This is a genomic window from Streptomyces sp. GC420 (assembly GCF_009916105.1).
Classification (GTDB): domain Bacteria; phylum Actinomycetota; class Actinomycetes; order Streptomycetales; family Streptomycetaceae; genus Streptomyces.
In genome coordinates this window covers 1-14,382 of record NZ_JAAAXQ010000207.1, presented here as the reverse complement: position 1 = coordinate 14,382, position 14,382 = coordinate 1, and the positions used below count along the sequence as shown (strand labels likewise).

General features: G+C 71.5%; 11 protein-coding genes. 9 read left to right on the top strand and 2 right to left on the bottom strand.

Features of this window, described 5'->3' with window-relative positions; all coding sequences use genetic code 11:
* Nucleotides 1-236: 236 nt before the first annotated feature.
* The 8 genes from GUY61_RS23470 (at nucleotide 237) to GUY61_RS23435 (ending at nucleotide 12,267) form a co-directional block, all read left to right on the top strand.
* Nucleotides 237-1,355: a MinD/ParA family protein gene (locus tag GUY61_RS23470; protein WP_398956606.1), complete on the top strand. Its 1,119-nt coding sequence runs from the start codon at nucleotides 237-239 to the stop codon at nucleotides 1,353-1,355.
* A 100-nt stretch (nucleotides 1,356-1,455) separates the two neighbouring features.
* Nucleotides 1,456-5,433, top strand: a complete 3,978-nt coding sequence (gene eccCa / locus GUY61_RS23465; RefSeq protein ID WP_166632213.1) for a type VII secretion protein EccCa — start codon at nucleotides 1,456-1,458, stop codon at nucleotides 5,431-5,433.
* A 114-nt stretch (nucleotides 5,434-5,547) separates the two neighbouring features.
* A complete protein-coding gene (locus GUY61_RS23460) occupies nucleotides 5,548-6,981 on the top strand; it encodes a DUF6177 family protein (protein WP_166632212.1) in 1,434 nt (477 codons plus the stop codon).
* A 190-nt stretch (nucleotides 6,982-7,171) separates the two neighbouring features.
* On the top strand, nucleotides 7,172-7,504 hold the full coding sequence (locus GUY61_RS23455; protein ID WP_166632211.1) for a hypothetical protein: 333 nt from the start codon (nucleotides 7,172-7,174) through the stop codon (nucleotides 7,502-7,504).
* A 57-nt stretch (nucleotides 7,505-7,561) separates the two neighbouring features.
* Nucleotides 7,562-7,873, top strand: coding sequence for a pore-forming ESAT-6 family protein (locus tag GUY61_RS23450; protein ID WP_166632210.1), 312 nt, complete (start codon nucleotides 7,562-7,564; stop codon nucleotides 7,871-7,873).
* Nucleotides 7,874-8,009: 136 nt separating this feature from the next.
* Entirely contained in the window at nucleotides 8,010-8,435 is a 426-nt protein-coding gene (locus GUY61_RS23445; RefSeq protein WP_166632209.1) for a DUF6507 family protein, read from the top strand.
* Nucleotides 8,432-11,410, top strand: a complete 2,979-nt coding sequence (locus tag GUY61_RS23440; protein ID WP_166632208.1) for a hypothetical protein — start codon at nucleotides 8,432-8,434, stop codon at nucleotides 11,408-11,410. The genes GUY61_RS23445 and GUY61_RS23440 overlap by 4 nt, the downstream gene beginning before the upstream one ends.
* On the top strand, nucleotides 11,407-12,267 hold the full coding sequence (locus tag GUY61_RS23435) for an immunity 49 family protein (protein ID WP_166632207.1): 861 nt from the start codon (nucleotides 11,407-11,409) through the stop codon (nucleotides 12,265-12,267). Before GUY61_RS23440 ends, GUY61_RS23435 begins: the two co-directional genes overlap by 4 nt.
* A 298-nt stretch (nucleotides 12,268-12,565) precedes the next feature.
* Here GUY61_RS23435 and GUY61_RS23430 read toward each other — a convergent pair whose 3' ends face one another.
* Together GUY61_RS23430 and GUY61_RS23425 are read right to left on the bottom strand one after the other, a co-directional pair.
* Nucleotides 12,566-12,775, bottom strand: a complete 210-nt coding sequence (locus GUY61_RS23430) for a DUF397 domain-containing protein (protein ID WP_166632206.1) — start codon at nucleotides 12,773-12,775, stop codon at nucleotides 12,566-12,568.
* Entirely contained in the window at nucleotides 12,772-13,629 is an 858-nt protein-coding gene (locus GUY61_RS23425; RefSeq protein ID WP_166632214.1) for a helix-turn-helix transcriptional regulator, read from the bottom strand. The genes GUY61_RS23430 and GUY61_RS23425 overlap by 4 nt, the downstream gene beginning before the upstream one ends.
* 289 nt (nucleotides 13,630-13,918) lie before the next feature.
* On the opposite strand from GUY61_RS23425, the gene GUY61_RS40380 reads away from it, so the two are divergent.
* Nucleotides 13,919-14,382: ATP-binding protein (locus tag GUY61_RS40380; protein WP_313896821.1), on the top strand; the 464-nt coding region annotated here is incomplete at its 3' end.

Genomic DNA, 14,382 nt, shown 5'->3' with positions numbered 1-14,382 from the left:
CGTCCGTACCGGGCCCCGGCGTGCCGCCGCATCCCGCCCCGGGGCCGGGGCCGGGGGCGCCCGGCGCGGGGTCTGGTGGTCACGTGCCGAGCGCGGTGCCGTCGCCGCAGGTGGGTTCCGTGCCGGCTTCCGGTGGAGAGACCGCACCGGACTCGGGAGTACGCGCCGGTGGTTTCGCGCCGGGTCCGGGCGCCGCACCGGCCCCCGGCGGTGCGGTTCCGGGCGCGCACGCCCAGGTGCCCGGCGCCGCTCAGCGGCCCGAGGGCCCGGCCGCGGCGCATGCCCGGCCCGGTGCGGAGCAAGCCCCCGGCACCCCCGTGCAGCCCGGCGCGGGCAGCCACGTGCCGCGGCTTGGGGGCGTGCCCGGCGCGTCCGTACCGGGCCCCGGCGTGCCGCCGCATCCCGCCCCCGGGCCGGGGACGGCCTCCCACCGCGCCCCCGACTCGCGCCCCGTCGTGGACCGGGGGCTGGCCGCCGCGGTGCGTGGGCCGCGGCGGGGTGAGCCCTTCGCCGCGCGGGCCGCGCGCGCCGTGCGGCGTACCGTCTCCTCGTCGGCCGCGCGCGAGGTCGCCGAGGCCACCCGCGTCGCCGAGGCGCTCCAGCAGCCCGTCACGACGGGCCGCCAGATCGCCGTCACCTCCATCCGCGGTGGCGCCGGGAAGACGACCGTCGCCGCGCTGCTCGCCACGACGTACGCGCACTACCGCCAGGACCCGGTCCTCCTCGTCGAGGCGGACCCGGCACTCGGCTCGCTGCCGCTGCGCCTCGGCGCCGAGACGCTGCGCTGGACCGCCGGCGATGTCGCGGGGATCGTCGAGCCGCAGATGTCGCTGCTCGACGTCACCGGCTACCTCGTCCAGCTCCCCGACAACGCCTGGCTGCTGCCCGGCAGCCAGGGCCAGATCGGCGCGATGCTGGACACGACGACGTACGGCCGGGTCATGGTCACCCTCCGCCGCTACTTCGGGGTGACCGTCGTCGACTGCGAGACCCTGCCCGCCGAGGTCGCCCGGGTCGCGCTCTCCGCCTCCCAGGCCCGCGTCCTCACCACCCCGGCCACCCTGGAGGGCATCACCAGCACGTACGCCGTGCTCCAGTGGATGCAGGGACTGCCCCGGCACGTGATCGCCGGGACGGTCGTCGTACTCACCGAACTCGTGCCGCACACGGGACTTGACGTCGCCGAGGCGGCCACGAAACTCGAATCGACCGGGGCGAGCGTGCGCGTCCTGCCGTACGACCGGCACCTGGCGGCCGGCGGCACGATCAGGACCGACCTGCTCGCCCGCCCGACCAGGCAGGCCGCCACCCGTATCGCCGCGGACGTCTTCCAGCTCTCCCAGCAACGCCACTGACAGGCGAGCGCCACTGACAGGCACAGCGCCAGCGACAAGGTCACCGACAGCGACAGGGTCACCGACAGATGCCGAGCCAGAACGCGAACGACGGACGACGATGAGCACCCGACTGATCCACCGCCCGGCCAGGACCACCCGGCCGCCGGCCGCCTCCGAGGCACGCACCATAGAGGCCCCGCCCAACCTCCCCGAGGGCAAGGCGGGCAACATCGCGATGTCGCTGCTGCCCGTCGCCGGCGTGATGTCGTCCGTGGTGATGATGACCGTGGTGCGCAACAGCCAGTTCGCCGTGCTCGGCGCGCTCATCCTGGTCGTCACCGTCATCGGCTCGCTCGGTCTCGTCTTCTCGCAGCGCGGCAAGGCCCAGCGCACCCGCCGCACCCAGCGCGAGGCCTACCTCGCCTACCTGGAGGAACTGCGCGAGGAACTGTCCTCGGAGGAGCGGGAGCGGCGCGAGCGAGCCGACATCCTCAACCCGCCCCCGCACGCCCTCTACGACATCGTGCGCGACCCGGCCCGCCTGTGGGAGCGCCGCCGCACGGACGCGGACTTCCTGCGGGTGCGGGTCGGCACCGGCGAGATGCCCGTACGCGACCTGAGGATCGCCGAACAGGGCTCTTCCGTCCTCACCCCGCCCGACGAGTTCATGCTCAACGAGGCCTCTGCGCTCACGACCCGTTTCCGCACAGGCACCGAACTCCCGCTCACCGTCCCCCTCGACCGCGTCGGCGACATCAGCGTCATCGGCCCCCGAGAGGACTGCCTGCGCGTCGCCCGCGCCCTGCTCGTCCAGGCCGCCGCCCTGCACGCCCCGGACGACGTGGGCTTCGCGCTCGCCGTCCCCGGCGACCGGCTCCCCGACTGGGAATGGGCCAAGTGGATGCCGCACCTGCTCGACACCGAGCAGTTCGACGGCCCGGTCGCCGCCCGCCGCATCGCCCCGTCCGCGCCCCGGCTCGCCCGGCAGATCGGCCCCGAACTGCGCCGCCGCGCCTCCTACGCGGCCGAGGTGCGCCGCGGCCTGTCCGGCAAGGACGCCCTGGCCATGACCTCACGGCTGCTCGTCGTCACCGACGGCCACGGCGAGGACGCCGTCGAACTGCCGCGCCCCGACGACGCGGTGGGCCTGCGCGAGATGGGCGTGACCGTCCTGCACCTGCTGGAACAGCGCATCCAGGAGCCCGGACACGTCGGCGTGCGGATCACCGTCGACGGCGACCGGGCCGTCGTCGAGGACCTGCGCGAGGAGGAGCCGATCAGCGCCCACGGCACTGTCGACGAGGTCGGCGTGCCGTTCGCCGAGGGACTGGCCCGGATGCTGGCGCCGCTGCGCCTGTCCGCCGAGTCGCTCGCCGACGCCCCGCTGTCCGGGCCTGTCGACTTCGCCGAACTGCTCGGCATCGACGACGTGGCACGGCTCGACCTGGCGCAACTGTGGGCGCCGCGCGGCGAACGCGCCTTCCTCCGCGTTCCCATCGGCATCAACGACGGCCGCGAGCCGGTGCTGCTGGACCTCAAGGAGTCCTCCGAGCTCGGCATGGGACCGCACGGCCTGTGCGTCGGCGCGACCGGATCCGGCAAGTCGGAGCTCCTGCGCACCCTCGTCCTCGCCCTGGTGGCCACGCACCCGCCGGAGGACCTCGCCCTCGTCCTCGTCGACTACAAGGGCGGCGCGACCTTCGCGCCGTTCGCGAACCTGCCGCACGTCGCCGGAGTCATCACCAACCTGGAGAACCAGGCGGGCCTCGTCGAACGCGTCCACGCCTCGCTCGCCGGCGAGGTCAAACGCCGCCAGCAGGTCCTCAAGGACGCGGGCAACGTCGCCGACATCGGTGACTACGCCGCGCTGCGCGCCGAGCGGCGGCCCGAGCTCGAGCCGCTGCCGCACCTGTTCGTCGTCATCGACGAGTTCGGCGAACTCATCACCGCCAAGCCGGACTTCATCGACCTGTTCCTGTCCATCGGCCGCATCGGCCGCTCCATCGGCGTACACCTGCTGCTGTCCAGCCAGCGAATCGAGGGCGGCCGGCTCAAGGGCCTGGACACCTACCTCTCGTACCGGCTCGGCCTGCGCACCTTCTCCGCCGACGAGTCCCGTACGGTCCTGGACACCACGGACGCCTTCCACCTGCCGCCGCTGCCCGGCTTCGGCTACCTCAAGGTCGACACCAGCCACTACGAACGCTTCAAGGCGAGCTACGTCTCGGGTGCCTACCGCGGCCCGGTACGGCGTACGGACGACGAGGACGCCGGGCCGCTCGCCCTCGCGTACGACGCCTTCAACACCCTCGCCGAACCGGAGACCACTGGCCCCCAGGAGCAGACGGTGCGGCGCCGCGAGACCGGGCCGACCGAGCTGGGCGTCATGGTGGAGCAGCTGGAGCACGCCCCCACCGGGCCGGTGCGCCGCATCTGGCTGCCCCCGCTGCCCGACGCGATCGCCCTGGACCAGGTCGCGGGTCCGCTCGAGATCGGCCCGCGCGGCACGCAGCTGTCCCGGCGGCGCGGACGGCTCCAGGTGCCGCTCGGCCTGCTCGACGACCCGACCCGGCAGTGGCAGGGCCAGTGGTTCCTGGACCTCACCGTGGCGGGCGGGCACGCCGCCGTCATCGGCGGCCCGCAGTCCGGCAAGACGACGCTGCTGCGCACCCTCGTACTCTCGCTCGCGCTGACCCACACCCCGCAGGAGGTCGGCGTGTACGGCCTGGACCTGGCGGGCGGCGGCCTCCAGGCGGTGGCGGGCCTGCCGCACGTCGGCGGCGTCGCGGGGCGCGCCGACCGCGAGCGCGCGGCACGCACGGTCGAAGAGGTGCGGAACATGCTCGCGGCCCGCGAGGACCTCTTCCGCGAGCACGGCATCGACTCCGTCGAGCAGCTGCGCACCCTGCACGCGGCCGGCCGGCTGCCCGAGCTGGCCTCCGCCGAGATCGTCCTCGTCGTCGACGGGTTCGGGGCGCTGCGCGACGACTTCGAGGAACTGGACGACGCCGTCGTCGACATCCTCAAGCGGGGCGGCGGCTACGGCATCCACGTCGTCGCCGGCATGCTCCGCTGGAACGACGTGCGCATCGCCACCCAGTCGTACTTCGGCACCCGCGTCGAGCTGCGGCTGAACGACCCCACCGAGTCCAGCGTGGACCGCAGGCTCGCCGAGACCCTGTCGCCCGACGAGCCCGGCCGGGTCCTCACCGACGGCAAGCTCTTCGCGCAGGCGGCACTGCCCCGCACGGACGGGCTCACCGACGCCACGGAACTGGGCGCCGTCCTGGAGCGCACGGCCCGCACGGTCCGCGCCACCTGGAGCGGCGAGACCGCCCAGCCGGTACGGGTCCTGCCGCACGTCCTGGAGCCCCACCTGCTGCCCGGCCCGGCCGCCGAGCCCCACCGGGTGCCGATCGGTCTCGACCAGACGGCGCTCGCGCCCGTCCTGCTCGACCTGTTCGACCATGACCAGCACCTGCTGGTCATGGGGGACAGCGAGTGCGGCAAGACGAACCTGCTGAAGACCATCGCCGGCGGCCTCGTCGAGCGGCACGGCGAGGACGACCTGGTCTTCGCCGTCATGGACCCGCGGCGCGGCCTGCGCGGCGTGATCCCCGAGGAGTACCTGGGCGGGTACGCGTACAACGCCAAACTGTGCGCGGGCCTGGCCGCCGGCATCGCCACGGAACTGGAGAAGCGGCTGCCGGACGACAGCGCCAGGCCCGAGGACCTGGAGCCCGGCAGCTGGGGCAGCGGCCCGCGGATCGTGATCCTCGTGGACGACTACGACGTACTGACCACCGCGGGGCAGGCGCCGCTCGCGCCCTTCCTGCCGTACATACCGTCCGCCGTCGACATCGGCCTGCACTTCGTCCTGACCCGCCGCGTCGCGGGCGCGTCCCGCGGCATGTACGAGCCGCTGGTGCAGGGGCTGCGCGAGTCGGGGGCCTCGGCGATCCTCATGGCGGGCGACCGCAGCGAGGGGCAGCTGTTCCCCGGCGTGTACGCCTCCCAGCAGCCCCCGGGACGCGGAGTGCTGATCCGCAGGGGCCAGACGAACCGCCTGATCCAGACCGTTTACACCGCGTCATGACGCACGGGACGAGGCACCGGACGGCCCGCACCCGCCGCGTGACGCACGGGACGACGCACCGGACGACCGCGTGAAGGACCCGGACGACCACCAGACGAAGGACCGGACGACCACATGACCAAGGACGTCATAGCGCTCACCGAACGGATGCCCGACCCGCTGAGCGTGCTCGCGGGCCTGCTCTCCGGAGGCCCCGACAAGCTGGTGGGCACGGCGGGCGACGGCGCCGTCGTGCAGCTCTGCGACGAGGAGGGCAGACCGCTCGTCTCCGTCGAGGCACCTCTCCTCGTCCAGGTCGCGGGCGAGGCCGAGCGGCTGCTCGGGGCCGCGGCCCCGCCGGTTCCGTACTGGTGGACGGAGGCACGTGCCACCACGGGCGTCGAGGAGGCGGAGCGGCTCGCCGGCACCTTCGCCGCCCGGCTGGCCTCCCTGACCGGCGGTTTCGCCTGGCCGCCGCAGGCCGCGCGCTCACTCGCCGTGGTGAGGACGGAGGGGATGAACGTCGCGCCCGCGCCCGCCGCCGCGCAGCCCGCCGTGGACGTGCTCACCGACAAGGCCGCCGTCGTCATCATGGACCGGCCCGTGGTCGCCATGACGGCTTGGCTCTCGGATGCGTTCCGGGCCGCCGCCGAGGCCGGCATCGGCCTCCAGATCGTCAGCCCGGCGGGCAGCACGCTCTCGTCGGCCGTGCGCGACAGCCTGCCCGGCTGGCCGTCCCGCTGGATCGTGCGGGACGGGCGCGACGGCTACTACGACGGGCTCACCGGTGCCGTACTGCGCTGGCAGGAGGGGATGTTCGCGCCGATCGCGGGGGACGGCGCGACCGCCGAGGACCCGCGTACCCCGGTGGCGGCGGCGTTCAAGGAGACCGCGGACACCGGAGAGCGGCAGCTCGCCGTCACCTTCCGCACGGTGCACCCCGCGGACGACCGCCTGGTGCTCGGCGGGGCCCTGGAGTCGGTGTGGCGCGAGCTGACAGGTGAACCCCCGGCCGGGTGGGGCACGGCGGAACCCGCCAACCTGCCCTGGTCGGCGCGCCGGCTGACCGACGTCGCCCACGAGCGGGCACCCGAGCCGACCTGGATCGTGGTGGTCGGCGGACCGGACCGGCCGGGCCTCGCCACGGTCCGCGTCGGCCGGACGAAGGCGGGCGTGGAGGAGCACATCACCCTGGCGTTCGGCTACGGGCCGGGCGAGGAGCTGCCGCTCGGAGCCCTGCCCCGGGCTGCGGAGGTGCTCGCAACCCGCCACCGCCTCCAGTCGATGCTCGTACAGGTCCGCAAGGCCCGCCGCGACCTAGCGGTGCCGCCGCGCCTGGAGGGCCCGGGCGTCCCCGTGGCCTTCGTGCTCGGCGCGGAGGAGGTCCGCACGATGCCCGGCGACCGGGCGCGGCGCACCCCGCTGTCCGAGCCGCCGCTGCAACTCGGCCCGAGGACGCGGCCGGCGCTGTACTACCCGCTGCCGGGCGACCCCTCGGACCTGTCGGGCTGGCAGGACTTCGAGCGTCTGATGCGGCACCTGAAGGGCGCGACCGCGCAGGACGCGTAGTCCCGTTGTGGGGTCGCGCACCGCGCACCCAATCCGGTTGCGCTGTCAGTCAGTTGAGTTACCGTCAAAGTAAGGCGTGACATTGTCGTGCCTTGGTCACAGTGGTGCGCCTGCTGATTGCAGCAGTGACAAGGCAGTTGGTAGGGATGGAGACAGGAACGATCCACCAGTCACAGCGGGGGAGAGTCTGATGAAGTTCGACATGGGCACCCAGGTGCTGACGAACCTGATGTCGCAGTCGCGGGGATCGAGCGATGATCTCGGTTCGCTGATCCGGCAGTTGGTGCAGGCCGCGCAGCCGTTGGAGGGCAAGTTCAACGGCGCGGGCAAGGTGGCCTTCGATTCGTTCAAGGCGCGCTCGGACGAGATCACGGCGGCGCTGAACAGTGCGCTGGCGGCGATCCTGGGCGGTCAGTCGGGGATGGAGACGGCGTTCGGCTCGGGTGATCAGGAGCAGGGCGAGAACGCGCGGACGAACATGGCGGCGGCGAACTTCGACGCGGCGCGCTTCGGAGGCCGCTGACCGGCGGGTGCGCGCGGTTCACGTAAGCGGGTTTTCTCAACGGGGAGTTGATGGGCAATGGCTGGCGGTACCGATCGTCGTTCGTACGACACGGGTGCGTCGTCGGAGGCGCAGGGCAACATCCAGGCGGTGATCGCGCGTCTGGAGACGGTGATCGCGGCGCGGGACGCGCAGGTGAAGGCCGCGATGGCGGACTTCACGGCCGATGGTGTGGCGGACGAGTACCACGGCAAGGAGCTGCGCTGGAACCGTGCGTCGCAGGAGGTCAAGAACATCATCGAGCTCCTGAGGACGACGCTGGAGAAGAACGACGGGACGGCGCAGCAGACGCTGTCGCGGGCGAAGGCCGCGGTCGACAACATCGGCTGATCCACGGGTCGGCGCGCCCCGGGGTGAATCGTTCCTCCGCGGTGCGCCGGTCGGCCATGGCCGCCGCGGGGGGCTTGGCGCCCGCGGCGGGGGAATCCGTTCGCAGTTTCGCAGTTCGCAGTGTGCAGGGGGAGTCATGCCGTCGTGGGACATCCGACCGCAGGGGGTGCAGGGTCAGCTCCAGCTGACCGGCACCAAGGCGGGTGAGCTGGAGAAGGCGCTGAAGACCCTCGGCACGGATGTGTCACAAGCGGCGCAGGCCGCGGGGACGGCCGTGCCGGGTTCGCAGGCGGAGACGCGGCTGCAGGGTCCGGTGGCGCCGGGGCAGGCGCCTCTGTCGCAGAAGGCGATGGGGCCGGTGGCGGCGGCGCTGGCGGAGTATTTCAAGGAGCGGGAGAAGGATCTGAAGGCGATGGCCGAGCGGATCCAGGCCGCGGTGACGGGCGCGGCGTTGGCGACGCGTGAGTATGTCGAGGGTGATCTCGACACCGCCAAGCAGGCGCAGGACGCGGCGCGCGCGGTCGATCTCGATCTGCTGAAGGACCTCGGGGGGCGGAAGTGAGCGACGCACCGGTCGATCCGGCGGAGATACCGGTCTTCACCGGTGACGAGGTACTGCTCGGCCAGATGGTCAAGGCGCTTTCGTCGGACGGCGAGAAGGTCGCATCGGCCGCGGGCGAGGTGCACAAGACCTTCGGCGGCCTGCGGGCGTTCTATGAGGCGCCGGAGGCGGAGCAGTTGTTCGGCACCACCCAGCCCGTGGTGAAGACGGCGAACGACCTGAAGTCCGACATGAGTTCCATCGCGGGAGCGCTGGGCGCGTACGCCGACGAGATCCGTCCACTGGTGGAGAGGCTGAAGCAACTCAAGCGGGACGCCGAGGCGTTCCGTGCCAAGGTCGCCGACGACGACAAGTGGCGCGAGGACGGCGACCTGATCGATGAGAACCTCGCCCGCCGTAACGAGATCGCAGAGGTGTGGTCGCAGTTCCACGCCGCGGAACGCACCTGCCACGCCAAGATCGTGGGCCTGGTCGGCGGAACCGCGCTGAAGGTCAACGACGGCTCCAACGGCAAGGACATGTACGGCTACGACGCCGAGGCGCTCAAGCAGGCCGAGTCGCTGCCGTGGGGGGACGCTGTCAAGGAGTCCACGCCGTGGTGGCAGGTGTGGGAACACGCCTACGACTTCGGCAAAGGCATCGTGGTGGACGGCGTGTGGGGCACCATCCGCGGTCTGGGCACCCTGGTGGGTGTCGACGGCTGGGACGCGGCCGGGCAGGCCTGGACGGGTCTGGGCAAGCTGCTGACGGGCCTGGCCATCACCGCCGTGCCGGTCGCCGGCGCCGCCTTCTGGGCGATGCCGGAGGACAAGCTCCCCTCCTGGCTGCGGGACTCGCGCACCGCGATGAAGGAGACCGGCAAGGCCCTGCTCGCCTGGGACCAGTGGGGCGAGAACCCCTCCCGGGCGGCGGGCGCGGTCACCTTCAACGTGGTCACCACGATCTTCACCGGAGGCGCCGGAGGCGCCGCCTCGGGTGCCGGCAAGGCGGGGGCGGCGGCGAAGGCCATCTCCCTCGCGGGCAAGGCCGGGCGGGCCATCGACCCGACGACGTACCTGTTCAAGGGCGCCGGGGCGGGCCTGTCGAAGATCGGCGACGTGATGGCCGGCCTCAAGGGCATGGGCAAGATCGACATCCCGCCGATGCCGGACAACGTGGTGAGCCTGCCCGAGGGGTCGTTCAAGCTCCCCGACGGCACCCTCAGCCTCCCCGAGGGCGCGGCCGTCCCGCCCGGCGCGATCGAGGTCCCGGCCAACACGGTCAGGCTGCCCGAGAACACGCCGCTGCCCGCAGGCGCGGTCGATCTCGGCGACGGCATGGTCCGGCTGCCCGAGAACACTCCCGCCCCGGCCGGCTCGGTGCCGGTGCCCGAGGGCACGGTCAAGGTCCCCGAGGGCGCGTTCGTCCTGCCCGAGGGCTCGGTCCGGATGACCGACCTGGACGGCAACCCCGTCTACATGGACCCCAAGGGCAACCTCTACGACGGGGACGGCATCCTCCGCCAGGACGCCGGTGACGCACCCCGCGGCGCCGACGGCAACCCCGCCGCAGGCGCGGACAACCCCCGCGTCGACACCCCGGTCCGCGAACCGGCCCTCGTCGGCGCGGGCGCCAACACCGCGGACAACGCCGCCCACATCCGCCTCGGCGACGGCCTCGGCGACGTCGGCCGCGCCGGCGACGACGCCCTGCCCGGCCCCCGCAACCCGGGCGACAACCTCCCGGGCGGCACGGCGGCCAACCTCCCCGGCGGCACGGCCGACCACCTGCCCGTCAACAACCTCGACAACGGCCCCCTCGGCGGTGGACACCTGGGCGACAATCCGCCCGCCGGTGGCAACTTGGGGGACAACGCGCCCGTCGGCCGTACGGAGACCCCGGGCACGGGCCCCGCTACGGGTCACGATCTTCCTGGTGGTCCTGCCGCTGACAACGGAATCCCCGGCGGCCGCACGGACGTACCGGGTGCCGGTGGACTCGACGACCTGGGCCGAGGCGGCGACCACACCGCCGGTGGCGCGGGCAGGCCGGACGGTGATCCGTCCGGCCGGGTGGAAGTACCGCGACCCGACTTCATGCGCGAAGGCGCCAGCCCTTACGGACCTCGTGGATCGCTCACGCTGGAACAGATCGAAGACATCCAGGTCTACCGCGCCAATGAGGAGCCGGGGTACTTCGAGAACCACTACCGGAAGGACGGCACTCGCAAGAGTCTGGACCTCCACGACGAGAGCGGATTCACTCCGCCCCAGCTCACCCGGCTGTCGGAGGACGGCCCGTGGATCCGTGCCAAGGACGTTCCAGCACCCCCGAAACCGCACTTCCTCGACCCCGACTACATCCCTGTGGCGGCTGACACCGTCACGAGTGCCTCCAGGCTCCGGATTCTGGAAGAGGCCGCGCAGACGCGTCACTTCGCCATCCAGTGGGACAACATCGTCGCGGACTGGAAGGCCGAGGCCGGCAGAATCCACGATGCTCACGGAACTGCCGACTCCGCTGCGCAGTGGGCCGAAGCCAGGGGGACGTACAAGGAATCCCACACCGCGATGGGTGACGCAGCCGAGGCATTCGGCGAGAAGGCGGCCGAGCACCACTTCGTCGCCGAGCGCTACCCGGACTTCGACAAGCAGCCCCTCCTCGGTCCCAAGAACGGCAACGACCAGTTCGACCAGGTTTGGAAGCATGAGGACGGCCGGATGGTCGTCATCGAGGCCAAGAGTAGTCCCGGCACCGAACTCGGCAGGCGCACCCTTCCGGGCGGTCGACAGGTCTCCCAAGGCAGCCGGGAGTACTTCTTCGACATAATCCGCATGATGACGAAGCGAGGCGAGTTGGGGCTGGTGGCGGACCTGAAAAAGGCCCTCGCGGACGGCAAGCTGGATTACGTCGTCATCAAGGGTGAGAAGAACACCGGAACGTACACTGGTTATCAGTATCGAAGGTTCGACATCAGCAAGGGGACTCTTCCGTGACTGTGATTGTTGCCCGGCATGGTGCGCCACGACCCGGCGCCGAGCAGTTCGCGGAGCGGCTGAGCGAACACCTGGCCCAGGAAATTGATGGTCTCGAACAGTCGGTGGACATGATCGACTCTACGTTCAGCACCGCCGTCCTGACTCTGCACGCCCGGTGTGTTGTCGATCCCCGGGCGGCGGCGGTGGAGACCTGGGAGGCCGCGGTCACCGCGATGCAGTTGGGTTCGGCGCTGTTCGCCGTGACGGGTGCGAGCGAGGGTTCCGTCGAGTGCCGTATCAACCGGAAGATGCGGACGCTGCCCGCGATCGGCCGGCAGTCGTCCGCCGATGCGGGGAACTGGTTGACGGCGTTCTGGCTGGCGGTCGTCTGCCGTGAGCGGGAGCGGATGACGCAGTTGTGCGAGATTCCGCTGGAGCGGCTGCGTGCGCCGGAGGGTCAGTACGACGAGTACGTCTACCACTGGGTGGACACTTTGCAGACGTACTGGCTGCGGCGGCCGGGACTGGTGGAGAAGCTGACAACTGCGATCCAGGCGTCGGATCCGTCCGTGGCGCGGGTCACCCCACGGGACATGCTGCAGGGCCTGCTCTATCCGCCGATCAACCTCTTCTACCACTTCGTCCGCAGGGATGAGTCGGGCTTCGGCCCAGCGCTGGAAGAGGCGCTGAAGCTGCACAAGGCGTACTGGACCCTGGACGAGGACCGGGCGGCGGACATCGACGGCACCGTCGCGCTGGGCCCGCTCGCCATGGCATGCCTGGCCTACGACGGTGAGATCCCGATCGGCGTCGAGTCGGAGTACCTGCCCAAGCACCTCCTCCAGCACGGCTGGCTCGGCGAGTTCCCCACCTGAGAAATGCCGACGAACAGCGCACGCAGGCCATGCGGCCCCTAGCGGGGCGGGCGCGTCGGCCCGGATCAGCAGGAGGACAGGTGGTGCTCAGGGCATGCGCAGGCGCGGCGTATGAGGGCCTGGTGAACTGCCGGCTGCGCAAAGGCAGGTTGCGACGTGCACGCCCCCAGATGCTGACGAGAACTTCGACGACGGCGGGCTGTTTCCTCAGGCGGATGCGTTGTCCTGACCCACTGCGCCAGCCGCCCCGTCCCCCATACCTGTACGAAACAGGTGCGTGCGGCAGCAGGCGAGACGATCAGAGCGCCGATGTGTACGTTACGAAGGCAGCCCAAGAGTCCTGCGTGAGCGTGAGCTGAGGACCGCCCAGGTTCTTGGAGTCGCGGACGTGGACTGTACCGGGGGTAGCGGCAATCTCGATGCAGGAGTTGCCGTCGTTGCCACTGCTGTAGCTGCTCTTGAACCACGCCAGTTCCCAGGCGTCCCCGGCCGAGGTTTCGCTGATCATGACTCCCCTAGCAGTTGTTCGATGAAGGCCAGTGACTCCCGTGGCGAGAGGGCCTGGGCTCGGATGGTGCCATACCGCAGCTCAAGGATGCGGAGTTGCTTCGGATCGTAGGTCGGACGGCCGTTGAAGGCACCATCGGAACGCCCTACCGCCGTACCGTCCGCGAACTTCAGCACCTCGATTCTTCCGTCGAGGCCGGAGTGGGTCTCGGACTGCAACGGCATCACCTGGAGCGTGACGTTATGCAGTCGCCCTACTTCCAGCAGGCGCTCAAGCTGCTGCCGCCACACCATTCTGCCCCCGATCGGACGCCTCAAGGCAGCCTCTTCCTGGACGAAGCTGAGCGCTGGAGCCGGCAGGCGTTCGAAGATAGATCGCCGGGCCATCCGGGCAGCCACCATGCGTTCGCTCTCGTCCGGTGAGTAAGGGGGCTGCATCGCCTCGAACAACGCCCTCGCATGCTCCGGTGTCTGCAAGAGGCCGTTGATGCTGTGACTCTCGTACACCCCCATCTCAACGGCCTGGGCCTCCAACTTGGCAAGTTCCCGCACCTTCTTCGGGTACCGGACCTTCGCCACGTCCTCCTTCATCGCCGAGAGCAGCCCCTGGGCGCTCAGCACGCTGTCCGCCCTGTCCAGGTACTCGGGGCGGGGGATGCGCCTGCCGCTTTCGATTTTGTACACCATGTCTTCGCCGTACCCGACCGCCGTCCCGAACTCGGCGGCGCGCATACCCACGGCCTCGCGGCGGAGCTTCAACTGCCGTCCCACCGTGGCGACGACGGCCACACCCCAGTCGTCGTCCGGGTCCACCTCCCACCCCGGCTCGTCCGGGATCGCGTCGTGCGCCGCCACCGCCGTGGGCCCCGCCGCCTCCGCGGCCGGGGCCGCCGCCTGCGCCGGTACGGCCGGGTCGCCCGCCGTCGCGCCCGCCCCGCCGGTCTTCTTGTCCGCCTTCTCCGCCCGCACCCGTGCCACCTCCGACGTACCGCCGCGTCAACGTGTTGGGACGCCCTCACTCCGTACGGTCGGCCCGGCCCTCCACGGGACAGGCGTGACAGCGTCGGACAAGCCCTGGACAGTCACCGTACGTACCCGGGTCGTCGCTGTTCAGCGTAGGCACACGCCCACCACGCTGAGGGGCGTGAACCAGAAATCCACCCGACTCAGTGCACCGCCGCGCCGTTTCACCGTGCTGCTCTCACCCACCCGTCGCGGCGCCCGTCTCGCCCGCTTACTGGCCTCGGCCCACCTGCGCGAGTGGGACGTCCCCTGCGAGGTGACCGAGCGGGCGGAACACATCGTCGCCGAACTCGCCGCCAACGCCGCCGTGCACGGACGGGTACTCGGGCGGGACTTCCGCCTCGGGCTCACCGTGGCCGGCGACGGACGCACGCTCCGCATCGAGGTGGCCGACGCGCGCCACGAGCGCATCCCGGGAACCCACCCCCACGCGCCCGACCCGGACAGCGAGACGGGGCGCGGGCGCGTCCGCGGCCTGCCGCGGGTGCGGCGCGCCCAGGTGCCTCGGAAGCGGCTCCGGAGGCTCTGGGCCGCCTGTGGGGCGGCTGGTTCCCGGCTCACATCCGGCACCGCGGAGCGCGGACT